The following is a 24,384-nucleotide window of genomic DNA, read 5'->3' as shown; positions in this document are numbered from 1 at the left end:
CAACCCGCCTGCCGCCGAGCAAGGAAAAAACTAGCTGAACCCGCGTCTTCACAGGCTTTCGGCCTGATCAGGTCTCACCCGGTTCTGGCCCTGAGCGGCACCAGCGGGTAACCTTTGCGCCGTCGGGCGCCCAAGGGCGCCGTTTGCTTGCCCGCTGAACCGGGCCGGCCCACCCCAAAATTCACCGCATAGGCTTACATCGATGTCCGCTCTGATCTGTGGTTCTCTTGCCTTCGACACCATCATGGTGTTCCCGGACCAGTTCAAGAATCACATCCTGCCGGACAAGGTGCACATCCTGAACGTGTCGTTCCTGGTCCCACGCATGCGCCGCGAGTTCGGCGGCTGCGCCGGCAACATCGCCTACAACCTGCACCTGCTGGGTGGCCAGCCGATCCCGATGGGCACGGTGGGATCGGACTTCGGCCCGTACCGCGAGTACTTCGAAGGCCTGGGCATCGACCTGTCGCGCGTGCGCGTGATCGATGAGCTGTTCACCCCGCAGGCGTTCATCACCACCGATCACGACAACAACCAGATCACCGCCTTCCACCCGGGCGCGATGATGCGTTCCTACGAGAACCACGTGCGTGGCGTGCCGGGCGTGACCCTGGGCCTGGTCGGCCCGGACGGCCGCGAAGGCATGATCCAGAACGCGCAGGAATTCCACGAGGACGGCATCCCGTTCATCTTCGACCCGGGCCAGGCCATGCCGCTGTTCAACGGCCCGGAGCTGCGCGCGTTCATCGATCAGGCCGACTACGTGGTGGTCAACGACTACGAGTCGAACCTGCTGCAGGAGCGCACCGGCTGGGACGAAAAGGAGATCGTCAGCCGGGTCAAGGCCTACATCACCACCCGTGGCCCGAAGGGTGCGGTCATCCACACCCCGGAAAAGAGCTACGACATCCCGCCGGCGCACGAGCGCCGCGTGGTCGACCCGACCGGCTGTGGCGACGCCTTCCGCGCCGGCCTGATCTACGGCATCCAGAAGGGCTACGACTGGCTGACCATCGGCCGCATGGGCAACCTGATGGGCGCGCTGAAGGTCGAACACCCGGGCACGCAGAACCAGCGCTTCACTTTCGATGAGTTCAACGAGCAGTTCAAGCAGCAATTTGGCTACGCGCTTAGCGCGTAACCAAATTGCTCGCGCATTCCACCTTATCCCCGCGCCTTCGGCGCGCCCCTTGAACAACAAGGGGGCTTTCCACCCGATGCGCTGCTGGGAATGCTGTTGGTAGGTGTCGACCTTGGTCGACACACTGTTTGATTCCTGTAGAGCCGAGCCATGCTCGGCTTGCGCGCGCCAGCGCGATCTGACCGGAGAGCAGCCGAGCGTGGGCTCGGCTCTACATCATCAGGCGCCCTGCCAGGCAGCCAACAAGGCGCGGCAATCGGCGAAATGCCAGTCGGCACGGCCCGGCCACGGATTTTCCGGCAGATTGACCAGCACGGTGTGCGTGCCTGCGGCACGGCCGCACTCCAGGTCGTAGGCGTGGTCACCGACCATCACTGCCTCCGCAGCCCCGATCCCCCAACGCCGCAGATGCTGCTGCAGGCCATCCGGTGAGGGTTTGGGCACCGCTTCATCGCGGCCGATGATGTCGGCATCGTCGAACAACGCCCCGACCCCGATCGCGTCCAAGGTCAGCTTCGCCAGCGCATGATCATTGCGGGTCAGGATGCCGAGCCGGCAGCCTGCCGCCGACAACGCGCGCAGCAGCTTCAGCGCACCCGGTGCCGGCAGTGCGTCCTCGGCCAGCGCGCGCTCATGATCCAGCAGCCACGCGCGCTTGGCCTGCGCCGGTGCGTCCGGCAAGGCCGCAATATGGTCAAGGATGTCTTCCTCGGCCGCGATCTCCAGCGCGCGGCGGATCGCGGCGAAATCATGCACGGCGACGGTCAGCGTGCCATCCATGTCGAACACCCAGTGCCGGATCGCGGACAACGCGTGCACGGCGCTGCCCGCCGCAACGATCACTGCCACCACTGCGGCATGCGGCTGGCGTCGACGCCACCGGTTTCGAACACAGCGGTGCGGGTGCCACCGGCCTTGACCGGGAACTCGATGCTGATCGATTTGCCCTTGCGCGCCAGCTTCCACAGCGCCTTCTGATCGGTGATGAACAGGGCGATGGCTTCATCGGTCTTCGGGCGCCACGCCGCCATCGACACCGGCTTGCCGTCGTCCACGGTCACTTTCACCGTGCACTGCGGGCAACGGAAATCGCCGGCCTGCAGCACCAGGTACGCATGCCGCTTCCACTCCGGATGATCGCGGAACACCAGCTGCACCGGCTTGGCGCCGCTGCCATCCACGTCCACCCGTTCCTTGCTGTAGATCTGCGCCGAAACCTGGTTGCCCTTGTTGCCCACCGGGATCTGGTTGTACTGCCACAGCGCCTGCATGCGGCGCAGGTCGCGCGCGGCATCGCCCTTGGCCTTGACCTCGTCGAAGCCTGCGGCGATGCGCTCGGCGGCCGCGGTGTCCTTGTACTGGTCCAGCAGCGAGGCGCCGTGCAGGCGCGCGCGCTCCCAGTCCTGCGCGGCCACGGCCATGTCGTACTGCTTGGCCACGTCTTCGGCCTTGGCCTCCTTCTGCGCCTGCACGGCGGCTGCGGCGGCTTCCTGCGCCTTGCGTTCTTCCTCGGGGTTGCTGCAGGCGGCCAGCGCCAGCGTGCAGGCGGTGAGCAGGATCAGTCGTTTCATGGCGGAGGTCCTTTGCGAGTGCATCCCGATTCTATCGGCAGCGAAAAGCGGATACACCAACGGCGGGTTTCCCCGCCGTTGGTGGTGAAGCAGTGACCGGTTGCCGGCCAGCGGCCGGCACTACCGCTTACTTGGCTTCAGCCTTGGCCAGCATGTCCTGGACCGAGGCGGTGGTGATCGGGTGGTAGCCCGGCTTGGCCTTTTCGAAGGCCTGCTTGGCCAGCTCCAGCCCCTTCGGGGTCTTCACCAGTTCGGCGTAGATCGGCAGGATCAGCTTGCGACGGCCGACGCGCTCGATGAATGCCGCCGCGCCTTCATTGGCCTGCTCGTAGCCGCTGCGGATCGCCAGCGGGTACCAGCGCATGGCGATTTCGCCATTCGGGGTGCCGGTGAAGTGGAAGGCCTTGTCCAGCGTGGCCAGCTTGTCCAGCGGCTGGGTCGCGCCCAGGCCGTCGATGAAGCGCACCCATTCCTGGGTGCTCCAGTCGGCGATGACCTGGCTGCTGGGCACGGTGCCGGCGCTGGCAAAGGCGATGCGTGCGGTATCGACGCTGCTGAAGTTGCGCGACTGCGCCTTGGCCGCGAACGCCGGGATACCCGGCTCGTCCAGCCATGCCTTCAGTTCGGCCTCGGTCACTGCCGACGGATTCTTCGGCAGCAGGTTCTTCTTCATGTAGTCGACGAACTGGTCGGTGTTCGCGCTCTGGAAAGCATGGTCATCGAACCAGCCGCGCAGGAACGGATCGAAGGTCTCGCGGCCGAAGCGCTGCTCCAGGAACTCCAGGAACCATGCACCCTTGACGTAGGCGACCTGGCTGAGCGCTTCGTCGGGGTCGCGCTCGTTCAGCGGCGGCAGCGCCAGCGCCTGGTCGGCCGGGCTCATGTCCTTCACTTCGGCCAGCAGGTCGGTCTGGTCGATCTGCTTCTCCATCTCGGCCATCTCCTTGCCGTACAGGGCTTCGGTGATGCGGCCCTGGACGTAGGTAGTGAAGCCTTCATTGAGCCAGATGTCCTTCCAGCTGGCGTTGGTCACCAGGTTGCCCGACCAGCTGTGCGCCAGTTCATGGGCGACCAGCGAGACCAGCGACTTGTCGCCGACGATCACGGTCGGGGTGGCGAAGGTCAGGCGCGGGTTCTCCATGCCGCCGAACGGGAACGACGGCGGCAGCACCAGCATGTCGTAGCGGCCCCAGCGGTATTCGCCGTACAGCTTCTCGGCGGCACCGATCATCTTCTCGGTGTCCTCGAATTCCTTGGCGGCCTTGTTGACCATGGTCGGCTCGGCCCAGACGCCGGAGCGGCCGGAGATCGGCTCGAACACCAGGTCGCCGGCCGCGATGGCCAGCAGGTAGGACGGAATCGGCTGCGGCATCTTGAAGGTGTAGTCACCGTCACGCGCGGCCTTCGGATCGTTGTCGGCGCTCATCAGCACCATCACGTCCGGGCGCGAGACCACGTGCGCGCTGTAGGTGAAACGCACGCTCGGGGTGTCCTGCAGCGGCACCCACGAACGGGCGTGGATGGCCTGCGACTGGCTGAACATGAAGGGCAGCTTCTTGCCCTCGGTCATCGACGGCGCCAGCCACTGCAGGCCCGAGGCGGTCGGTGCGGTGTGGTAGCTCACTTCCACCTTGGCCGGCTGTTCCGGGGCCTCGATGGTCAGCTTGCTGCCGAACACCTTGTCAGCGGCGGCCAGCTCGAACTTCAGCGGGCTGCGCGCGCCATCGGCGGCGACGGCCTCGACCTTGGACACGGTCAGCTCGCGGGTGTCGAGCACCAGCTGCCTGGCGTCCTTCTGCTTCCATTCCAGGGTGTAGGTGGCGGTGCCGCCGATCTGCTTCTGGTCGAAGTCCAGCTTCAGATCCAGCGCGATGTCCTTGATGACGACCTTGTCCGGCTCGGCGTACGAGCTTTCGTCGTGGCTGCGGTTCTCGGCGTTCACGGGGGCGGCAGGGGCCTTTGCGGCAGTCGGGGCGGCGGCGGGCGCGGCCGCCTCCTGGGAGCAGCCGGCGGCCAGGGCCACGGCCAGCGGAAGGAGCATCAGCGGATTACGCATGAATCGGGACCGTTACGGGGATCAAACCCCAATGGTAACTCCCTCCGGCCGCGCAGGCGTTGCGCGGTGCGGGGTAATGGCGGCCCACAGACCGGTAGTGCCGGCCGCTGGCCGGCATCCGCACGGACGACGACCGGGCACGGGGATGCCGGCCAGCGGCCGGCACTACCCGGACACCGGGCTTACAGCTTGTAGCCGGAGTGGATCGAGACGATGCCGCCGGTCAGGTTCTTGTAGTGGCAGCGCTCGAAGCCGGCCTGCGCCATCATCGCCTTCAGTTCGTCCTGCGGCGGGTGCTTGCGGATGCTCTCGGCCAGGTACTGGTAGCTGTCCGAATCGTTGGCGAACAGCTTGCCCAGCTTCGGCAGGATCTTGAACGAGTGGAAGTCGTAGATGGGCTTGAACCAGTCCGCGGTGACTTCGGAGAACTCCAGCACACGGGCCTGGCCGCCCACCTTCAGCACGCGGTACATCTCGCGCAGGCCGGCGTCCTTGTCGGTGACGTTGCGCAGGCCGAAGGCAATGGTGACCAGATCGAAGCTGTTGTCCGGGAACGGCAGGGCTTCGGCGTTGCACTGCACGTAGTCCAGGCCGAGCACCAGGCCGCGGTTGGTCAGGCGGTCACGGCCGACCGACAGCATGCCGGCGTTGATGTCGCCCAGCACCACCGAGCCCTCGGCGCCGACGCGCTCCTTCAGCAGGGCGGCGATGTCGCCGGTGCCGCCGGCCAGGTCGAGCACGCGGTCGCCCGGCTTCACCTGCGCGGTGGCCACGTAGTAGCGCTTCCACGCCCGGTGCACGCCCAGGCTCATCAGGTCGTTCATCAGGTCGTAGTTGCGCGCGACCGAGGTGAACACTTGGCCGACCAGCTTCTGCTTGTCCTTGGCGGCGACGTCGCGGAACCCGAAATGGGTGGTACCGGCTTTGTAGGGGGATTCGCTCATGGCCCCGATTATCGCACCGCCGGGGGCCAGCGGCACCCCCTGCCCGTATCATGGCGGGCCACGACTTACCGGAGCCCCGCATGATCACCACGCCCGACTACCAGGCCCTGCTGCAGACCGCCATCGCCGAAGCCCGCCAGGGCCTGGCCGAGGGCGGCGTGCCGATCGGCGCGGCCCTGTACCACAACGACGGCCGCCTGCTTGGCTGCGGCCACAACCGCCGCGTGCAGGAAGGCGACCCGTCGGTGCACGGCGAGACCGATGCGTTCCGCAAGGCCGGCCGCCAGCGCCGTTACCAGGACACGATCATGGTCACCACCCTGGCACCGTGCTGGTACTGCTCTGGCCTGGTGCGCCAGTTCAACATCGGCACCGTGGTGGTGGGCGAATCGCGCACCTTCCAGGGCGGCATCCACTGGTTGCGGGAAAACGGCGTCAACGTGATCGACCTCGACAACCAGGAATGCGTCGACCTGCTCGGCGATTTCATCAGCCGCCATCCGGACATCTGGAACGAAGACATCGGTGAATGAGCCACACACCGTCATCCGTTGAACCCGTTTAATGAACGCTTCAGTGCCGCCACCTCTTAGTGCGGACAGCGTTTGCGGCCATTGCCGTGACCGCGCGCACAGTCAGCTGGACTGCGTGCACACACTGCGGTAACACCCCACCCGGCTGACACGCCTAGGGTGGGGTTACCGGGGCTCGTTTCCCCGGCGGAGCCAGCCATGTGCGCGCACGCCGTACGACCTACGCCCGACCCGATCCTCGAATCCATCCGCGAACGCCTGCAGCAGCACTTCGCGCTGCACCGGCGCAGTGCGTCGTTCTGGAGTGCCTACCAGGGCCTGCAGCTGGAACTGGTGCGCGGCCAGCCACGCGATCACGAGCGACTGTGCAACGCGATGGCCACCATGGCCGAGCAGATGGGGGCGGTCGAGCACGCGCAACTGATCAGCAATCGCCACACCGGCTCCACATCCCGCTGACGCGGCATGCACCGGCAGATACGCCACACTCCGATGAACCCCCACTCCCTTTCCACTCAACCGAACTGGATTGTCATGCACGCTGAAGTCCCCACCATTCCTCCGGTCATCAACGTAGACGCCGAGCTTGACCACTGGCGCCGCCAGCATGCCGAGGGCGCACTGCCGCACAACTCGTTCGGCTCCTACGTGCCGTGGATCAAGTTCGCCTGTGATTCGCTGATCACCCAGCCGCGCGCCAGCGAGGCCGAACGTGACGAAATGTTCCAGACCCAGTACGCCCTGCAGATCATGCCGCGGCTGAGCGAAGCACAGGCCCGCGAGTTCGTCGACCTCTGCTGGCAGCACGTCTATCAGAGCAGCCCGGTGCGCAGCCTGCAGGCGCCACGACTGCAACGCATGCGCGCCTGACGGCCGCTGCACGGCGCCTCCACGCGCCACTGCCGATCATCCTCGTCACCTGAGTGGGACGACGACGATGAAAGCACGAAACCTGTTCAATACGATCGCCAAGAAGGCCGCGGCCGCCACGGGCTCGCCGTGGACCTTCCTGGCTGCAGTGGCGATCGTGGTGATCTGGGGCATCAGTGGCCCGGTGTTCGGCTTCAACGACACCTGGCAGCTGGTGATCAACACCGGCACCACCATCATCACCTTCCTGATGGTGTTCCTGATCCAGCACACGCAGAACGCGGACACCGCCGCGATGCAGATCAAGCTGGACGAGCTGATCCGGGCAACCGCCGAGGCCAACAACGAGCTGCTCGATCTGGAAGAACTGGACGAGGCACGCCTGGAAGAGATCCGCGCCGAGTACGAGCAGATGGCGCGCGAAGCCGGCGATGCGCTCGCGCGGGTGCGCGCCTGCCATGCAGCGCGGCGCGACGATGAAGCGGTGTAGCAGGTCCTGAAATGACAATGCCGGCCAGCGGCCGGCACTACCATCGATCATCAAGGTAGAGCCGGCCGCTGGCCGGCTGTCCTTCAGCTGCGCTCGTGCCAGCCACCGCCAAGCACCTTGTACAGCGTGATGCGGTTGGCCTGCTGCGCCAGCTGCGCCTGCAGCTGGGTCTGTTGTGCGTTGTAGGCGGTACGCCGCGCATCAAGCAGGGCCACGAAGCTGTCCAGGCCCGCGTCGTAGCGCGCCTGCGACAGGCGGTTGGCCTGTTCGGCCGCTTCCACCAGGCGCTGCTGTGAACGCACCTGCTCGTCCAGGCTGACATTCAACGCCAGCGCATCGGCGGTTTCGCGGAAGCCCACCTGGATCGACTTCTCGTACTGCGCCAGAGCGATATCACGATCCGCGTTGGCGATGGCCAGGTTGGCGCGCAGCTTGCCGCCCTGGAAGATCGGCAGCGTGATCTTCGGCAGGAAGCTCCACACGCGCGTACCGCTGTCGAACAGGTTGGACAGTTCGCTCGAACCACTGCCGATGCTGCCGGTCAGCGAGATGCTCGGGAAGAACGCCGCGCGTGCCGCACCGATATTGGCGTTGGCCGCCAGCAGCTGGTGTTCGGCGGCCATGATGTCCGGGCGCTGCAGCAGCACGTCGCTGGGCAGGCCGGCCGGCGGCGGTGCCAATGCAAGCAGCTGCGGCTCGATGCTGTCCGGCAGCAGCGCCGGATCGAGCTGGCCACCGGCCAGCAGCGCCAGCGCGTTACGGTCCTGGGCCAGCTGGCCACGCAGGCGTGCTGCGTCCGTACGCGCGGTCTCGACCAGCGTGCGGGTCTGGGTCAGTTCCAGTGCCGAACTGCCGCCACGCTCGTGGCGGGCCTCGGCCAGGCGCAACGAATCTTCGTAGGTCTTCAGCGTGGCCTCGGCGATCTTCAGCTGCTGCGCATCGGCACCATACGTCAGCCACGCAGTTGCGGTCTCGGCAATCAGGCTCAGCTGCGCGTTGCGGCGGTTGGCGGCCACCGCGAAGTACTGTTGCAGTGCCGCTTCACTGAGGTTGCGCACGCGGCCGAACAGGTCCAGCTCGAACTCGGCCACGCCAACGCCGGCGGTGAACTGCTCGCTGACACCGGCATCGGTACCGCGACGGTCCATCTGGCCGGTGACGGCCACGCCAGGCACGCGATCAGCGCGCTGCACGCGGTACTGGCCGCGCGCGCGTTCAACGTTGAGCACGGCCACGCGCAGGTCGCGATTGTTCTGCAGCGACTGCTCGATCACCTGCTGCAGGCGCGCATCGGTGAAGAAGTCGCGCCAGCCGACGGCGGCGGCATCGGCCACCTCGCCCTGCGCGGCCTCGGCCGGCCACTGCGCCGGGATCGCCGGGGCGACAGCGGTGTTCTTCGGCACCAGGGTGGAGCAACCTGCCAGCGCGAGCGCGGCGGCAATGGAAAGGAACAGGGATGCACTTTTCATGGGAATGACTTCCATCGGTACTGCCGGATGGCAGGAGGTCATGCCGGCCAGCGGCCGGCACTACCGTTTCGGTAACGCCAGCCTGAGGCCGGCATGGCCGTTTCGCTTACGTCGCGGATTTGCGCTTGAACACGCGCTGCACCACCACGAAGAACAGCGGCACGAAGAACACGCCGAGCACGGTGCCGACGATCATGCCGCCGAGCACGCCGGTGCCGATCGCCTGCTTGGCACCGGAGCCGGCGCCGGTGGAGATCGCCAGCGGTACCACGCCCATGCCGAAGGCGAGCGAGGTCATCACGATCGGGCGCAGGCGGTCGCGCACGGCGTGCATGATCGACTCGATCAGGCTGGCGCCCTTTTCCAGGTTTTCCTTGGCGAACTCGACGATCAGGATCGCGTTCTTGCTGGTCAGGCCCACCGTGGTCAGCATCGCCACCTGGAAATAGATGTCGCGCTCCAGGCCCTTGAAGGTGTTGGCCAGCACCGCGCCGAGGATACCCAGCGGGGCCGCCAGCAGCACCGCGGTCGGTACGCTCCAGCTTTCATACATCGCGGCCAGGCACAGGAACACGATCATCAGCGACAGCGTGTACAGCAGTGGCGTCTGCGAGCCGGCCTGGCGTTCCTGGTAGGACATCGCCGTCCACTCGATGCCGAAGCCCGCCGGAAGCTGCTTGGCCAGCTGCTCGATCTCGGCCATGGCATCGCCGGAGGCGACACCCGGGGCCGGTTCGCCCTGGATCTCCATCGCCGACACGCCGTTGTAGCGCTCCAGGCGCGGCGAACCGTAATCCCAGTGCTTGGTGGCGAATGCACTGAACGGCACCATCTCGCCCTTGTCGTTCTTCACGGACCAGAGGTCGAAGTCCTCCGGGACCATGCGGAACGGCTGGTCGGCCTGCACGAACACGCGCTTGACGCGGCCACGATCGACGAAGTCATCGATGTACGAGCTGCCCCACGCAGCGGCCAGCGTGCCGTTGATCTGGTCGATCGACAGCCCCAGCGAGGTCGCCTTGGCCGCGTCGATGTCGATGCGGAACTGCGGCGTGTCCTCCTGGCCGTTCGGGCGCACGTTGGCCAGCTTCTTGCTGCCGGCGGCCAGGCCGAGCAGCTGGTTGCGTGCGGCCACCAGTGCCTCGTGGCCCTGGCCGCTGTTGTCCTTCAGGAAGAAGGTATAGCCCGAGGCAGTCCCCAGCTCCGGAATGGCCGGCGGCGGGAAGGCAAAGATGAAGGCATCCTTGATCTGGCCCAGGGCAGCCATCGCACGACCGGTGATCGGCATCACGCCATTGTCGGCGTCACGCTCGCTCCAGTCCTTCAGCTTGACGAACGCCATGCCGGCGTTCTGGCCCATGCCGGCGAAGCTGAAGCCCTGCACGGAGAACACCGAATCCACCGCATCCTTCTCGTTCTGCAGGAAGTGGTTCTCCAATGCCGCGATCGATTCCAGCGTGCGCTCCTGGGTGGCGCCGACCGGGGCCTGCACCAGCGCCATCAGCACGCCCTGGTCTTCGTTGGGCAGGAACGAGCTGGGCAGGCGCACGAACAGCACGCCCATCAGCACGAACAGCGCCGCCACGATGCCCATGAAGCGCCACGGACGATGGATGATGCCGCGCACACCACGCTGGTAACTTTCGCTGGTGCGGTCGAAGCCACGATTGAAACCGTTGAAGAAGCGACCGGCCAGGCCGCGGTGGGCAACATGATGCTCGCCCTTCTTCAGCGGCTTGAGCATGGTCGCGCACAGTGCCGGCGTCAGCACAATCGCCACCAGCACCGACAACGCCATTGCAGAGACAATCGTGGCCGAGAACTGCCGGTAGATCACGCCGGTGGATCCGCTCATGAAGGCCATCGGCACGAACACCGCCGACAGCACCAGGCCGATACCCACCAGCGCACCGGTGATCTGGCCCATCGACTTGCGGGTCGCTTCAAGCGGCGACAGTCCTTCCTCGGACATGATGCGCTCGACGTTCTCCACCACTACGATGGCATCGTCCACCAGCAGACCGATCGCCAGCACCATCGCGAACATGGTCAGCATGTTCACCGAGAAGCCCAGCATCGCCAGCACGCCGAAGGTGCCCAGCAGCACCACCGGCACGGCGATGGTCGGGATCAGGGTGGCGCGGAAGTTCTGCAGGAACAGGTACATCACCACGAACACCAGCACGATCGCTTCGAGCAGGGTCTGCACCACGCCCTTAATCGACACGCGCACGAACGGGGTGGTGTCGTACGGGATCTCGGCCTTCAGCCCGGCCGGGAAGAAGCTCTTCATGTCTTCCAGCGCAGCGTCCACGCCGGCCGCAGTATCCAGCGCGTTGGCGCCGGTGGCCAGGGTGACCGCCAGGCCGCTGGCCGGCTGGCCGTTGTAGCGGGTGACGAAGTCGTAGGACTCGGCACCCAGTTCGACGCGGGCGACATCACCCAGGCGCAGCTCGGCACCGTCCTGCGCGCCGCGCACGATGATGTTGCGGAACTGTTCCGGGGTCTGCAGGCGCGACTGTGCGTTGATGGTGGCGTTGAGCTGCTGGCCCTTCACCGACGGCGCACCGCCGAGCTGGCCGATCGCGACCTGGGCATTCTGTGCCTTGATTGCCGCAGTCACTTCCGCGACGGACAGGCCATAGGTATGCAGCTTGTTCGGGTCCAGCCAGATGCGCATGGCGTACTTGCCACCGAATACCTGGATGTTGCCCACGCCCGGCACGCGGCTCAGGCGATCGACGACATTGGAACCGACGTAGTCGGCGATGTCGTTGGCGTCCATGCTGCCGTTCTCGGACACGAACGCGATGACGTTCAGGAAGCCCGAGCTGGACTTGGCCACGTTGATGCCCTGCCGCTGCACTTCCTGCGGCAGCAGCGGCATGGCCAGCTGCAGCTTGTTCTGCACCTGCACCTGGGCGATGTCCGGGTTGGTGCCGCTCTCGAAGGTCAGGGTGATGGTGGCCTGGCCGTTGGACGAGCTGTTGGAGGAGAAGTAGATCAGGCCATCGAGGCCCTTCATGTTCTGCTCGATGATCTGCGTCACCGAGTCCTCGACCACCTTGGCCGATGCACCCGGGTAGGTGGCGCTGATTTCCACCGCCGGCGGTGCGACGTTGGGGTACATCGAGACCGGCAGCTTGAACAGGGCCAGGCCGCCGGCGAGCATGATGATGATGGCGATCACCCACGCAAAGATGGGTCGATCGATGAAAAAGCGTGCCATGGAGTTCTCCGCTTACTTCGCGTCGCCGGCCGGGGCGGCAGGCTGGGCGGCTGCCGCCGGCTTGGCCGGAGCAGCGCCCTTCTCGGTGGCCTTGACCGGCATGCCGGGGCCGATCTTCTGCAGGCCTTCGACGATGACCTTGTCACCGGCCTTCAGGCCGTCCTCGACCAGCCACTTGTCGCCGACCGTGCGGCTGACCTTGACCGGGCGCACTTCGACCTTGTTGTCCTTGCCGACCACCATCGCGGTGGTGTCGCCCTTCGGATCGCGCGCGATGCCCTGCATCGGCACCAGCACCGCATCGCTGCGCACGCCGCCGCCGATCACCGCACGAACGTACATGCCCGGCATCAGCAGGCCGTCCGGGTTGTCCACCTTCACGCGCAGGCCGAAGCTGCCGGTGGTCGGATCGACGCTGACTTCGGAGAACTCCAGCGTGCCCTTGTGCTCGAAAGTGCTGCCGTCTTCCATCAGGATGCTGACCGGCAGGGTCTGGTTGTCCTGCAGGCGGCCGGCAGCCAGTTCGCGGCGCAGCTGCAGCAGCTCGGCCGAGGACTGGGTCAGGTCGACATAGATCGGATCCAGCTGCTGCACGGTCGCCAGTGCATTGGCCTGGCCGGCGCTGACCAGCGCACCCTGGGTAACGCTGGACTTGCCGATGCGGCCGCTGATCGGCGCGGTGATGCGGGCATAGCCGAGGGTGACGTTGGCCGCGTCCAGCGAGGCCCTGGCGGCACCGACATCGGCCTCGGCCTGCTTCTGCGCGGCGACGGCGTTTTCCAGGTCCTGCTGGCTGACCGCGTCGACCTTGGCCAGCTCGGTGATGCGCTTGGCGCTCAGGCGCGCGGCGTTGGCCGTGGCTTCGGCGCGGGCCAGCTGGGCGCGGGCGCTGTTGGCCTGGGCGCGGTAGCTGGCGTCCTCGATCTGGTACAGCGGCTCGCCGGCCTTGACCATGCCGCCTTCGGTGAACAGGCGCTTGGCAACGATGCCGTTGACCTGCGGGCGCACTTCGGCGACCAGGAAGGCGTTGGTACGGCCCGGCAGTTCGCGGGTCAGGCCCACGGTTTCGGACTTCAGCGTGACCACGGTGACGTCACCCGGGCCCTGCTCGGGGGCCTGGGGTTGGCCGCCGCAGGCAGCCACGGCTGCAGCGATGGCCAGCGACAGTGCAAAGGGTCGGATTCGGCTCAGCAACATGACGGAAAGGCTCTTAGGGGAAGGAATCTCAAATCGCGCTGATACAGGCCGAAAGCGCCAGCAGGCAACGCGCACCAGCGGGAGTGGGAGCCGGACCGGCCTGCCACGCACACGACGTGAATGATGGGAGCGAAATATACATACATGCTTGTTTGTTTGTAAACCGGTACAATTCAGCCACGTTTCACCCGCACTCGTACCTACCCATGGCCCGCAAGACCAAAGAGGACACCCAGGCAACCCGGGAAGGCATCCTTGACGCCGCCGAAGCCTGCTTCCATGAACACGGCGTGGCCCGTACCACGCTGGAGATGATCGGCGCCCGCGCCGGCTATACCCGTGGCGCGGTGTACTGGCACTTCAAGAACAAGAGCGAGGTGCTGGCCGCGATCGTCCAGCGGGTGCACCTGCCCTTCATGCAGGAACTGGAGCGCACCTCCACCGACCAGCGCGACACCCCGGTGCACGACCTGCGCGCGGTGATGATCCACTCGTTCATCGAGCTGTCCGAGGACGAACGCCTGCGCAAGACCATGGAGATCATGCTGCGCAGCGATGCGTCGGCCGACACCAGGGTCCTGACCGAAATGCAGCAGGCCGGCTTCCGCGATGCGCTGGACCGGATGGAGCGCGCCCTGCGTCGCGCCAAGGACCTGGGCCAGCTGCGCGAGGGCGCCGACCCGAAGATCGCCGCACGCATGCTGCACGCCACCGTGCTGGGCGTGCTGCACGGCGCGATGGTCGAACCGGAACTGATGGACCTCAAGCGCGATGGCATGCTCGCGCTGGACATGACCCTGGCCGCCTACGTGAAGGATGGTGTGTTCGTTCCCGGCACCGTCCCCGAGCCGCTGCCCGAGGCGTGAACGAGGCTGCTCCCATCACTGCGGCACCCCCTGCAAGGGCAGATCGATGATCCTGGACAACGTGGTGTGGGGCTTCATCGGGTGTGGCAGCGTCACCGAGAAGAAGAGCGGGCCGGCCCTGGCCAACACGCCAGGCTCACGGGTAGTGGCGGTCATGCGCCGCAATGCCGCATTGGCCGAAGACTATGCACGCCGCCACGCGATTCCGCGCTGGTACGCGGACGCCGATGCACTCATCGCCGATCCGGAGGTGAACGCGGTCTACGTTGCAACACCGCCCTCCACGCACATGCACTACGCATTGCAGGCGATTGCTGCAGGCAAGCCGGTCTACATCGAAAAGCCGATGGCCATGGACCACGACGAGTGCCAGCGCATCATCGCGGCCAGCGCCCGCAGCGGCGTGCCCGTGTTCGTGGCCTACTACCGCCGTGCCCTGCCCCGCTTCGCACAGGTGAAGCAGCTGCTGGACAGCGGCGCGATCGGTACGCCGCGCAGCGTGCGCGCCACCCTGCATCGGCCACATTCGGCGGCTGCCGCATCGCCGGACTTCTGGCGAACCAACCCCGCCATCGCAGGCGGCGGGCTGTTCGTCGACCTGGGCTCACACACGCTGGACCTGCTCGACCATCTGCTGGGGCCCCTGAGCGACGTGCGCGGCCTGGCCAGTTCGTTGACCGGCGCCTACGCCGCCGAAGACAGCGTCTCGATGTGCTTCCGCACCGGGGTGGGGGCGCACGGCATCGCGCAATGGAGCTTCTGCGCGTTCCGCCGACAGGACGAGGTCGAGATCACCGGCGACCTGGGGCAGCTGCGCTTTGCCACCTTCGAGGACGTTCCGGTGGTGCTGGAGACCGAAGCGGGCGTGCAGGCATTCGATATCCCGAACCCGCCATCGGTCCAGCAGCCGTTGATCGCCTCCGTCGTGGACGAACTGCGCGGCCACGGGCACTCGCCCTCGAACGGCATCAGCGCCGCCCGCACCAGTGCAGTGATCGACCAGGTACTGCAGGCCTACCGCGCCCGGCAATCGCGCTGAGCGCCAACGCAAAAGGCCGCCCTGCGGCGGCCTTTTCTGTTGCAGCGGATGGAGTCAGGGCCCTCGCCACGGCGAAGGATCCGACCGCGATGCGCACTACAGGATGTAGCGGCTCAGGTCCGGGTCCTGCACCAGCTCACCCAGGTGTGCATCGACGTAGGCGCTGTCGATGGCCAGGGTTTCGCCATCGCGGTCCGGTGCCTCGTAGCTGAGCGAATCCAGCAGGCGCTCCAGCACCGTATGCAGGCGGCGCGCGCCGATGTTTTCCTGGCGCTCGTTCACCTGGAACGCGATCTCGGCCAGGCGCTCGATGGCATCGGCAGTGAAACTGACCTTGACGCCTTCGGTGGCCAGCAGTGCTTCGTACTGCTTGGTCAGCGCGGCCTTCGGTTCGGTCAGGATGCGCACGAAGTCGCCCTTGCTCAACGCGCCCAGCTCAACGCGGATCGGGAAACGGCCCTGCAGCTCCGGAATCAGGTCGCTGGGCTTGGCCAGGTGGAACGCGCCCGACGCGATGAACAGGATATGGTCGGTCTTGATCGTGCCGTACTTGGTGGACACGTTGGAGCCTTCCACCAGCGGCAGCAGGTCGCGCTGTACGCCTTCGCGGGAGACATCGCCACCGCCCACGTTGTCGCCGCGCTTGGCAACCTTGTCGATCTCGTCGATGAAGACGATGCCGTGCTGCTCGCAGGCCTCGATTGCCGCAGTGCGGATATCGTCCTCGTTGACCAGCTTGCCGGCCTCTTCCTCGATCAGCAGCGGACGCGCGGCCTTGATGGTCAGCGTGCGCTTGTGCGCCTTCGCGCCGCCACCCAGGTTGGCGAACATCGACTTCAGCTGCTGGCCCATTTCCTCCATGCCCGGCGGGGTCATGATGTCCATGCTGACATTGGCCGCCAGGTCGAGCTCGATCTCGCGCTCGTCCAGCTCACCGTTGCGCAGCATCTTGCGGAACTTGATGCGGGTCTCGTTGTCCTGCGCCGACGGTTCGTTGCGGGCGACTTCAGGATCGAAACCGATGCCGCCGCTACGACGCGGCAGCAGCGCATCGAGGATGCGGTCTTCGGCGCGTTCTTCGGCCTGGGTACGCACGCGCACCTTGGCCTGTTCGCGATAGAGCTTGACCGCGGTGTCGGCCAGGTCGCGGATGATCTGCTCGACGTCCTTGCCGACGTAGCCCACTTCGGTAAAGCGCGTGGCCTCGACCTTGACGAACGGCGCGTTGGCCAACGTAGCCAGGCGGCGCGCGATCTCGGTCTTGCCGACGCCGGTCGGGCCGATCATCAGGATGTTCTTGGGCATCACTTCATTGCGAAGCTCCGGCGCCAGCTGCATGCGGCGCCAGCGGTTGCGCAGGGCGATGGCCACGGCACGCTTGGCGTCGTGCTGGCCCACGATATGCCGGTCCAGTTCCTGCACGATCTCGCGCGGGGTCATGGTGGCGGAGGAAACTTCGATCTTCGACATGGATGTGCTCACGGATTCAGATGCATGTAGAGCCGAGCCATGCTCGGCTGACGGGCAGCCCTGCCGAGCATGGCTCGGCACTACAGAAGAGCGGTCACAGCTCCTCAACCACCACGTTGCGGTTGGTGTAGATGCAGATGTCGCCGGCGATGCCGATCGCTTCACTGGCAATCGTGCGCGCATCCAGTTCGGTATGTGCCATCAACGCGCGCGCGGCCGACAGTGCATACGAGCCACCGGAGCCGATGGCGATGATGCCGTCCTCCGGTTCGATCACATCGCCGGTGCCGCTGATGATCAGCGAGGTTTCCTTGTCAGCCACGGCCAACAGGGCTTCAAGCTTTCCGAGGCGGCGCTCGGTGCGCCAATCCTTGGCCAGCTCGACCGCAGCGCGCTGCAGCTGGCCGTGCTTTTCCAGCTTGGCCTCGAACAGCTCGAACAGGGTGAAGGCATCGGCGGCGGCACCGGCGAAACCGGCCAGCACCTGGCCGTCGCGGCCAAGGCGGCGCACCTTGCGTGCATTGCCCTTCATCACGGTGTGGCCCAGCGTGACCTGGCCGTCGCCGGCAATGGCCACGTGCTCGCCGCGACGGACGCAGACGATGGTGGTGGCGTGGAAAACGTTGGGGTTCTGACTGGGGTCCATGATGCCTCCGGGGTGACAGAACCAGAGGTGGGGACTGCGCTGCGCCCTTCAAGCCACCCGCGACCGGCCACCGCAGGGGCAACGTTCAGCTTTCTCCGCTGCCCTCGCTGCTGCGTCGGCGCTTCGCGCGCGGGTGCGCGGCGTCGTAGACCTTGGCCAGGTGCTGGAAATCGAGGTGGGTATAGATCTGCGTGGTGGCGATGTCGGCATGGCCCAGCAGCTCCTGCACACCGCGCAGGTCGCCGGACGATTCGAGAATATGGCTGGCGAAACTGTGCCGCAGCATGTGCGGATGCACCTGCTTGAACAGGCCCTGGCGCTGCGCCAGCTGGCGGATGCGGATCTGCACTGCGCGCTGGCTGATCGGCCCGTTGCGGCCAGGAAACACCGGCGAGGCCGGGCCGCCACCACTTTCGGCACGCCACGCCTGCAGCGCTTCGCGTGCGGGCCTGCCGAACGGCACCCGGCGCTGGCGGTTGCCCTTGCCCAGCACGTTGACCAGGCCGCTGGCGAAATCCAGGTCGCGCCAGGTCAGTGCGCAGACTTCGCTCAGGCGCAGGCCCGAGGAGTAGAACAGCTCCAGCAGCGCGCGATCACGTCGGCCGAGTTCACCTTCCGGTTCAAGCTCGACCAGCTGTACGGCTTCGTCGGCATCGAGCACCTGCGGCAACCGGCGCGGTGCGCGCGGTGCCTTCAGCGTCGCTGCAGGGCTGACCTCGATGCGGCCGTGCTTGAGCAGCCAGGCATAGAAGGTGCGGCAGGCCGACAGGCGGCGCTGCAGGCTCTTGGCCGACAGGCCGCGGCGATGCTCGTCGGCCACGAACTGGCGCAACGCATCGGCATCGAGTGCCTCCACGGCTACGCCACGCGGCTCGGCCCACGCCGACAGTGCGTCCAGGTCGCGGCGGTAGGCGTCGAGTGTGTGCGCCGACATCCGCCGCTCCACCTGCAGATGCTGCAGGAACGCCTGTACCGCGCTCATCGCCGTCGTGCCCTGCTCAGCTCGGGAAGCGCTTCAGGCCAGTGGCCAGGGCGTCGCCCATCATGCGCAGGAACAACGTGCCCATGCCCGGGTAGAAACGGTTCGGATCATGGCTGCCGACCGCGATCAGGCCAACCCCCGGCAGCGGCAGCAGCGCGGTGGTCTGCACCTCCTCGCTGCGCGCGCCGTACAGCACGGCGTTCTTCTCCGGCTGCAGGCGGCCGCAGATCGGCTCGCCGTCCTTCAGGCAGTCGCGGAACGGACCCAGTAGCGGATCATCGGCGGCGATCACCTGCAGCCAGTCGGCCTGTTCCAGCCCGGCCACCGGCGCATGCACCACCAGCCGCACCAGGTCGCCGGCGAAGTCTTCCTCCAACGAAGCGGCCATCGCACGCAGAGTGTCGGCCGCATTGTCCTGCTTCATCAGTGCCAGGGTCAGCTGATGCGTGCGCACCGCCAGCCGCTCGTTGACCTGGGCGGTCGCGCCCAGGTCGGCCAACCGTCGCGCCAGCTCGCGGTTCTTCTCGCGCAGCACTTCCAGCTGGTAGCTGGCCAGCGATGCGGTCGGGCCGTCATCGCGCGGCACCACCAGGGTCAGGGCCAGGTCCGGGAACTGCTTGAGGAAGCCGGGATGACGCCGCAACCAGGCAGCGACTTCGTGGGCCCCGAGCTTGTCGACGGTTTCGCTCATGCCATCCACTCCCCTTCGAAGACGAATGCGGTCGGGCCGGCCATCACCACAGGCTGGCCATCCCCCGGCCACTGGATGCGCAGGTCACCACCGGGCAGGCTGATGCGGGCATCGCGCTGCAGGCGGCCGCGCTGCATCAGGGTCACCGCAGCGGCGCAAGCGCCACTGCCACAGGCCAGGGTTTCGCCGACGCCGCGCTCGAACACGCGCAGGCGGGCGTGCGCCGGGCCCATCACCTGGGCGAAGCCCACGTTCACCGAGCGCGGAAACGACGCGTGCTGCTGCAGCAGCGAACCCACGCGTTCAACCGGAGCGGCATCGATCAGGCCGACTTCGATCACCGCATGCGGGTTGCCCATCGACACTGCGGCGAAGCGCACGCTTTCGCCCTGCAGCGGCAGCAGGTATTCCTCGCGCGGATGGGCGAAGCCCATCAGCGGCACATTGGCCGGCTCGAAGGCAGGCACGCCCATGGTTACGGCGAACTGTCCGTCACCGAGCACCTTCACTTCATGGCTGGCCAGCGGGCTGTCGATGACGAACGCATCGCCCTGCGCACTCCCTTGGCGCACCAGCCAGGCCGCGATGCAGCGTGCGCCATTGCCGCACTGCTCGGAATTGGAACCGTCGGCATTCCAGATGCGGTACGAGGCCACCGACCCTTCCACACGCGGCGCTTCGATGGTCAGGATCTGGTCGCAGCCGACGCCGGTGTGGCGGTCGGCAAGGCGCGCGGCCAGTTCGGGCGTAGGCGGCGCGGTGCCGTCACGCAGGTCGATCACTACAAAATCATTGCCCGCGCCGTGCATCTTGCTGAAGCGCAGCGCCGTGGAACTGGCCTTACTCATCCCCGCTGCCCGCCTTCTTCGCTGGCGCGGGTGCCGGCTGAGTGGTCGTTGCAGCCGGGTCGACGGTCGTGGCGGGGGCAACGGCGCCCTGGGCCTCCGCCGGGGTCGCCTCGGTGGCGGGCTCGGCAGCGGGTTCGACGGTTTCTTCCACCGGCACCGGCTTCTGCGGCAGTACCAGCGGGCCCTTGTTGCCGCAGGCGGCGAGGAGCAGCAGCGAGGCCGCTGCCAGCGGAATCAGGATGGCGTTTCGATGGGGGATCTTCATGCCCCGAGTATAGCCATTGGCGGCTGAGCGGTTGGTGCAGGGAATCGGGTTGCCGGCCAGCGGCCGGCACTACCGCAGGCGCTCAATCCTCGGGAGGCGGCAGCGGCCGCGTCCACAGCCAGATCGCCACCACGGTCATGCTGCCGATCGAGAACCACTTCACCCAGGCAATCGGTACGCACCACAGCATGATGGCGGCGCATACCGCCATGGTGATCGTGGCCATCCACTTGCCGTAGCGGCTGACCGCCCCGTGTGCCTGCCAGTTGGCGATGGCCGGGCCGAAGCGTGGATGCTGCAGCAGCCAGTTGTGCAGGCGCTCGGAGCCACGCGAGGCGGCCCAGGCCGAAATCAGGATGAATACGGTGGTCGGCAGGCCCGGCACGAAGATGCCGACGATGCCGGTGCCGAGGCTGACATACGCCAGCAGCCACCACGCCCAGCGGAAACGCACCACGCGCGGAGGCGTGGCGGCATCGCGAGGGGCGGAAGGATCTGGCGCGCTCATGGCCGCAAGGATACCGGTTCAGGGTGCCAGGCAGCGCCCGGCACCCTGTCGCGATCACGGCTGGGCGATGCCCAGCTGCTGCAGCACGAACGCGTACGACTCGGACAGCTCGCGGTAGCGCTGGAAGCGCCCCGACTTGCCGCCGTGGCCGGCTTCCATGTTGGTGCGGAACAGGATCGGGTAGTGGCCGGTGTTGTCGTCACGCAGCTTGGCCACCCACTTGGCCGGCTCCCAGTACTGCACCTGCGAATCCCACAGGCCGGTACCCACGAACAGCGCCGGGTACGCCTGCCGCTTCACGTTGTCGTAGGGCGAGTAGGACAGCATGTAGTCGTAATACGGCTTCTGCTCCGGGTTGCCCCACTCATCGTATTCGTTGGTCGTCAGCGGAATGGTCGGGTCGAGCATGGTGGTGACCACGTCGACGAACGGGACCTGCGCCACCATCACCCGGTAATCCTGCGGGGCCTGGTTGGCCACCGCGCCCATCAGCAGGCCACCGGCGCTGCCGCCGGACGCGGCGACACGATCCTTCGCCGCCCAGCCCTGTGCGACCAGGCCGCGGGTGACGTCGATGAAGTCGTTGAAGGTGTTCTGCTTGTGCAGCAGCTTGCCGTTCTCGTACCAGTCGCGGCCCATTTCCTGGCCGCCGCGGATATGGGCAATGGCATACACCACGCCGCGGTCGAGCAGGCTCACCGCGGTCTGGTTGAAGTACGGATCCATCGACATGCCATAGCTGCCATAGGCGTACTGGAACAGCGCGCCCTTGCCATCCTTCTGGTAGCCCTTGCGGTAGACCAGCGACACCGGCACCTTCACGCCATCGCGCGCGGTGATCCAGACGCGGTCGGTTTCGTACTTCGAGGCGTCATAGCCGATCACCGGCTGCACCTTCAGCTGGCGACGCTCGCCGGTGGCGGTGTTCAGCTCGAACACCGTGGTCGGGGTGGTCATCGAGGTGTAGACGTAGCGCAGCCACGGCGTATCGGCCTCGGTGTTGTCGCCCAGGCCCATCGAGTACGCCGGCTCATCAGCCTTCACGTAGTCGCTGCGGCCATCCTTGAACAGCAGGCGGATGCGCTCCAGGCCCTCGGAACGTTCGGCGATGGCGGTGTACGCGTCGAACAGTTCGAAGCCTTCGATGAACACCGCATCGTCATGCGCGATCCAGTCTTTCCATTGCGCACGCGAGGTGGCATCGGTCGGTGCGGTGACCAGCTTGAAATTCTTCGCACCGTCGTTGGTGCGGATCACCCAGCGGCCGTCGTAATGGTCGGCGTCGTACTCGACGTCACGCTGGCGCGGGGCCAGCACGGTGAAGATGGTCGGGTCGCTGGCGGGTGCATAGCGCTCTTCCGAGGACACGGTGCTGTGCACGCCGATGGTGATGAAGCGATCGTCGCGGGTGCGGCCGATGCCCATGTAGAAGCTGTCGTCCTTCTCTTCGTAGACGACGGTGTCGGCGCTGGCTGGAGTGCCCAGCACGTGCTTCTTCACGCGCACGGTGAGCAGCGTTTCCGGATCGTTCTCGACATACAGCACGGTGCGGTTGTCGTCGGCCCAGACCAGGTCGCCGGAGCTGCCGGTGATCACATCGGGCAGCACCTTGCCGGTGGCCAGATCCTTGAAGCGGATCGTGTACTGGCGGCGGCCGACATCATCATCGGCCCAGGCCAGCAACTGGTTGTCCTGGCTGACCTCCATCGAGCCGACGCTGAAGTAGCCCTTGCCCGCAGCCATCGTATTGACGTCCAGCAGGATTTCCTCGGCGGCCTCCATGCTGCCCTTGCGGCGTGCGTGGATGGGGTAATCCTGGCCGGTCTCGAAACGGCTGTAGTACCAGTAGCCGCGCTCACGCGCCGGCACGCTGGAATCGTCCTGCTTGATGCGGCCGACGATCTCCTTGTACAGGGTGTCTTCGAGCGGCTTGAGCGGCGCCAGCACCTGGTCCGCGTAGGCATTCTCGGCCTGCAGGTAGGCCAGCATGTCCTTGTTCTCGCGCTTGTCGTCGCGCAGCCAGTAATAGTCATCGTTGCGGGTCGCGCCGAACGGCGCCTTGACCACATGCGGATGCTTGGCGGCATCCGGCGGAACAGGCGGAGTGGCGGCGGTGGCAGTAGTGGTCATCAGGCTGGCGAGCAACAGGCAGAGAGTGGATTTCATGTAGTGGGGTTCCTTGAACTGCAATGCAATGGCGTCCTTGTGCCCGAGTCTGGGTTGCAGGAGGGCTGCGGGCAACCCTGCGGATCGTCATGGGGAGTGCCGGCCGCTGGCCAGCAACCTCACGAACCCGGAGACGGTCGGAATGCCGGCCGGCGGCCGGCACTACCAGAACGCATGACCCAGACGCGCGGCGTACCATGGGCACATGAGCACCCTGCCCCACACGCCGGGCTACAGCCGGCGCAGCCATGAAATCGCTCCATTCCACGTGATGTCCCTGCTGGCCCGCGCACAGGCGCTGGAGCAGGCCGGCCACGATGTGATCCACCTGGAAATCGGCGAACCGGACTTCACCACCGCCGAACCTGTCGTGCGCGCCGGCCAGGCCGCATTGGCCGCCGGTCATACCCGCTACACCGCCGCACGTGGCCTGCCGGCTCTGCGTGAGGCCATCAGCGGCTTCTATCGCAGCCATTACGGGCTGGATATCGACCCTGAACGCATCCTGGTCACACCGGGTGGGTCCGGTGCGCTGCTGCTGGCCAGCAGCCTGCTGGTCGATCCCGGCCGCCACTGGCTGCTGGCGGACCCCGGCTATCCGTGCAACCGCCACTTCCTGCGCCTGGTGGAAGGCGGTGCGCAACTGGTACCGGTCGGGCCGGAGACCGCCTACCAGCTGACCCCGTCACTGGTGGAACAGCACTGGGATGCCGACAGCGTCGGCGCGCTGGTCGCCTCACCGGCCAACCCGACCGGCACCGTGCTTTCCGCCGACGATCTGGCCGCACTGTCGCAGGCCCTGCACGCGCGGGGCGGCCACCTGGTGGTGGACGAGATCTACCACGGCCTCACCTATGGCCTGGATGCGCCCAGCGTGCTGCAGGTGGATGACAGCGCGTTCGTGCTGAACAGCTTCTCCAAGTATTTCGGCATGACCGGCTGGCGGCTGGGCTGGCTGGTGGCACCGCCGGCCGCGGTACCGGACCTGGAGAAGCTGGCGCAGAACCTGTACATCAGCGCCTCGAGCATCGCCCAGCATGCCGCCCTCGCCTGTTTCAGCGAGGAATCGATGGCGATCTTCGAACAGCGCCGCGAAGCGTTCCGCCAGCGTCGCGACTTCCTGCTGCCCGCACTGCGTGAGCTGGGCTTCCGTATCGAGGTCGAGCCGCAGGGCGCGTTCTACCTGTACGCAGACGTCAGCGCGTTCACCGACGATGCGCAGGCGTTCTGCGCCCACTTCCTGGAAACCGAGCATGTGGCATTCACGCCCGGGCTGGATTTCGGCTTCCATCGTGCCAACCAGCACGTGCGCCTGGCCTATACCCAGGAAGTGCCGCGATTGCAGGAGGCGGTGGAGCGGATCGCGCGTGGGTTGAAGCATTTCCGGTAGCGCCGGGCCATGC

General features: G+C 66.5%; 23 protein-coding genes. 8 read left to right on the top strand and 15 right to left on the bottom strand.

Annotated features, from left to right (window positions below):
* Positions 1–202 precede the first annotated feature (202 nt).
* Positions 203–1,141 (top strand): carbohydrate kinase family protein, encoded by a 939-nt coding sequence (locus VG543_RS12470; RefSeq protein WP_019660686.1) that lies wholly within the window; start codon positions 203–205, stop codon positions 1,139–1,141.
* Between the two features lie 219 nt (positions 1,142–1,360).
* On the opposite strand, the gene VG543_RS12465 is transcribed toward VG543_RS12470, so the two are convergent.
* The 4 genes from VG543_RS12465 to ubiE form a co-directional block, all read right to left on the bottom strand.
* Positions 1,361–1,981, bottom strand: a complete 621-nt coding sequence (locus VG543_RS12465) for an HAD family hydrolase (protein ID WP_134730128.1) — start codon at positions 1,979–1,981, stop codon at positions 1,361–1,363.
* Positions 1,981–2,712 (bottom strand): hypothetical protein, encoded by a 732-nt coding sequence (locus VG543_RS12460; RefSeq protein ID WP_008265071.1) that lies wholly within the window; start codon positions 2,710–2,712, stop codon positions 1,981–1,983. The genes VG543_RS12465 and VG543_RS12460 overlap by 1 nt, the downstream gene beginning before the upstream one ends.
* Positions 2,713–2,839: 127 nt before the next feature.
* Entirely contained in the window at positions 2,840–4,768 is a 1,929-nt protein-coding gene (locus tag VG543_RS12455; protein ID WP_049450433.1) for a M1 family metallopeptidase, read from the bottom strand.
* A gap of 182 nt (positions 4,769–4,950) precedes the next feature.
* Positions 4,951–5,712, bottom strand: coding sequence for a bifunctional demethylmenaquinone methyltransferase/2-methoxy-6-polyprenyl-1,4-benzoquinol methylase UbiE (gene ubiE, locus VG543_RS12450; protein WP_019660690.1), 762 nt, complete (start codon positions 5,710–5,712; stop codon positions 4,951–4,953).
* Positions 5,713–5,792: 80 nt separating this feature from the next.
* On the opposite strand from ubiE, the gene VG543_RS12445 reads away from it, so the two are divergent.
* From VG543_RS12445 to VG543_RS12430, 4 genes are all read left to right on the top strand, one after another.
* Positions 5,793–6,245, top strand: a complete 453-nt coding sequence (locus tag VG543_RS12445; protein WP_423178600.1) for a nucleoside deaminase — start codon at positions 5,793–5,795, stop codon at positions 6,243–6,245.
* Between the two features lie 198 nt (positions 6,246–6,443).
* Positions 6,444–6,704: a hypothetical protein gene (locus VG543_RS12440; protein ID WP_021203905.1), complete on the top strand. Its 261-nt coding sequence runs from the start codon at positions 6,444–6,446 to the stop codon at positions 6,702–6,704.
* Between the two features lie 75 nt (positions 6,705–6,779).
* Complete coding sequence (locus VG543_RS12435) at positions 6,780–7,115, top strand: hypothetical protein (RefSeq protein WP_021203904.1); 336 nt, start codon at positions 6,780–6,782, stop codon at positions 7,113–7,115.
* A gap of 67 nt (positions 7,116–7,182) precedes the next feature.
* Entirely contained in the window at positions 7,183–7,605 is a 423-nt protein-coding gene (locus VG543_RS12430) for a low affinity iron permease family protein (RefSeq protein WP_032961193.1), read from the top strand.
* Between the two features lie 83 nt (positions 7,606–7,688).
* Here VG543_RS12430 and smeF read toward each other — a convergent pair whose 3' ends face one another.
* The 3 genes from smeF to smeD form a co-directional block, all read right to left on the bottom strand.
* Complete coding sequence (smeF, locus tag VG543_RS12425) at positions 7,689–9,089, bottom strand: multidrug efflux RND transporter outer membrane subunit SmeF (RefSeq protein ID WP_423178601.1); 1,401 nt, start codon at positions 9,087–9,089, stop codon at positions 7,689–7,691.
* 91 nt (positions 9,090–9,180) lie between these two features.
* On the bottom strand, positions 9,181–12,303 hold the full coding sequence (gene smeE, locus VG543_RS12420; RefSeq protein WP_423178602.1) for a multidrug efflux RND transporter permease subunit SmeE: 3,123 nt from the start codon (positions 12,301–12,303) through the stop codon (positions 9,181–9,183).
* 12 nt (positions 12,304–12,315) lie between these two features.
* On the bottom strand, positions 12,316–13,500 hold the full coding sequence (gene smeD, locus VG543_RS12415) for a multidrug efflux RND transporter periplasmic adaptor subunit SmeD (RefSeq protein WP_155030142.1): 1,185 nt from the start codon (positions 13,498–13,500) through the stop codon (positions 12,316–12,318).
* A 206-nt stretch (positions 13,501–13,706) separates the two neighbouring features.
* Between smeD and smeT the strand changes: the two genes are divergently transcribed.
* Together smeT and VG543_RS12405 are read left to right on the top strand one after the other, a co-directional pair.
* The gene (smeT, locus tag VG543_RS12410) at positions 13,707–14,366 is read left to right on the top strand and encodes an efflux transporter SmeDEF transcriptional repressor SmeT (RefSeq protein ID WP_423178603.1); all 660 of its coding nucleotides are present in this window, start codon (positions 13,707–13,709) and stop codon (positions 14,364–14,366) included.
* 46 nt (positions 14,367–14,412) lie between these two features.
* The gene (locus tag VG543_RS12405; protein WP_423178604.1) at positions 14,413–15,405 is read left to right on the top strand and encodes a Gfo/Idh/MocA family protein; all 993 of its coding nucleotides are present in this window, start codon (positions 14,413–14,415) and stop codon (positions 15,403–15,405) included.
* 96 nt (positions 15,406–15,501) lie between these two features.
* Here the strand turns inward: VG543_RS12405 and hslU are convergent, their stop codons facing one another.
* From hslU to VG543_RS12365, 8 genes are all read right to left on the bottom strand, one after another.
* Positions 15,502–16,875 carry an ATP-dependent protease ATPase subunit HslU gene (gene hslU / locus VG543_RS12400; protein WP_026347094.1) on the bottom strand — a complete coding sequence of 458 codons (1,374 nt, stop codon included), beginning with the start codon at positions 16,873–16,875 and terminating at the stop codon, positions 15,502–15,504.
* Between the two features lie 94 nt (positions 16,876–16,969).
* A complete protein-coding gene (gene hslV / locus VG543_RS12395) occupies positions 16,970–17,521 on the bottom strand; it encodes an ATP-dependent protease subunit HslV (protein WP_005411093.1) in 552 nt (183 codons plus the stop codon).
* A gap of 85 nt (positions 17,522–17,606) precedes the next feature.
* Positions 17,607–18,503, bottom strand: a complete 897-nt coding sequence (gene xerC / locus VG543_RS12390; protein ID WP_423178605.1) for a tyrosine recombinase XerC — start codon at positions 18,501–18,503, stop codon at positions 17,607–17,609.
* A gap of 16 nt (positions 18,504–18,519) precedes the next feature.
* Positions 18,520–19,194 carry a DUF484 family protein gene (locus VG543_RS12385; RefSeq protein ID WP_423178606.1) on the bottom strand — a complete coding sequence of 225 codons (675 nt, stop codon included), beginning with the start codon at positions 19,192–19,194 and terminating at the stop codon, positions 18,520–18,522.
* On the bottom strand, positions 19,191–20,042 hold the full coding sequence (gene dapF, locus VG543_RS12380; RefSeq protein ID WP_111102111.1) for a diaminopimelate epimerase: 852 nt from the start codon (positions 20,040–20,042) through the stop codon (positions 19,191–19,193). The genes VG543_RS12385 and dapF overlap by 4 nt, the downstream gene beginning before the upstream one ends.
* Positions 20,035–20,307, bottom strand: a complete 273-nt coding sequence (lptM, locus tag VG543_RS12375; protein ID WP_031270510.1) for an LPS translocon maturation chaperone LptM — start codon at positions 20,305–20,307, stop codon at positions 20,035–20,037. Before lptM ends, dapF begins: the two co-directional genes overlap by 8 nt.
* Before the next feature lie 82 nt (positions 20,308–20,389).
* Entirely contained in the window at positions 20,390–20,815 is a 426-nt protein-coding gene (locus VG543_RS12370; RefSeq protein WP_019660705.1) for a YbaN family protein, read from the bottom strand.
* A 54-nt stretch (positions 20,816–20,869) separates the two neighbouring features.
* Complete coding sequence (locus VG543_RS12365) at positions 20,870–22,981, bottom strand: S9 family peptidase (RefSeq protein ID WP_423178607.1); 2,112 nt, start codon at positions 22,979–22,981, stop codon at positions 20,870–20,872.
* A 205-nt stretch (positions 22,982–23,186) separates the two neighbouring features.
* On the opposite strand from VG543_RS12365, the gene VG543_RS12360 reads away from it, so the two are divergent.
* The gene (locus VG543_RS12360) at positions 23,187–24,371 is read left to right on the top strand and encodes a pyridoxal phosphate-dependent aminotransferase (RefSeq protein WP_155030147.1); all 1,185 of its coding nucleotides are present in this window, start codon (positions 23,187–23,189) and stop codon (positions 24,369–24,371) included.
* Positions 24,372–24,384 lie beyond the last annotated feature (13 nt).

The sequence above is a fragment of the Stenotrophomonas sp. CASM101 genome (assembly GCF_049384845.1).
Classification (GTDB): Bacteria; Pseudomonadota; Gammaproteobacteria; order Xanthomonadales; family Xanthomonadaceae; genus Stenotrophomonas; species Stenotrophomonas hibiscicola.
This window is presented reverse-complemented; position numbering and strand designations above follow the sequence as displayed.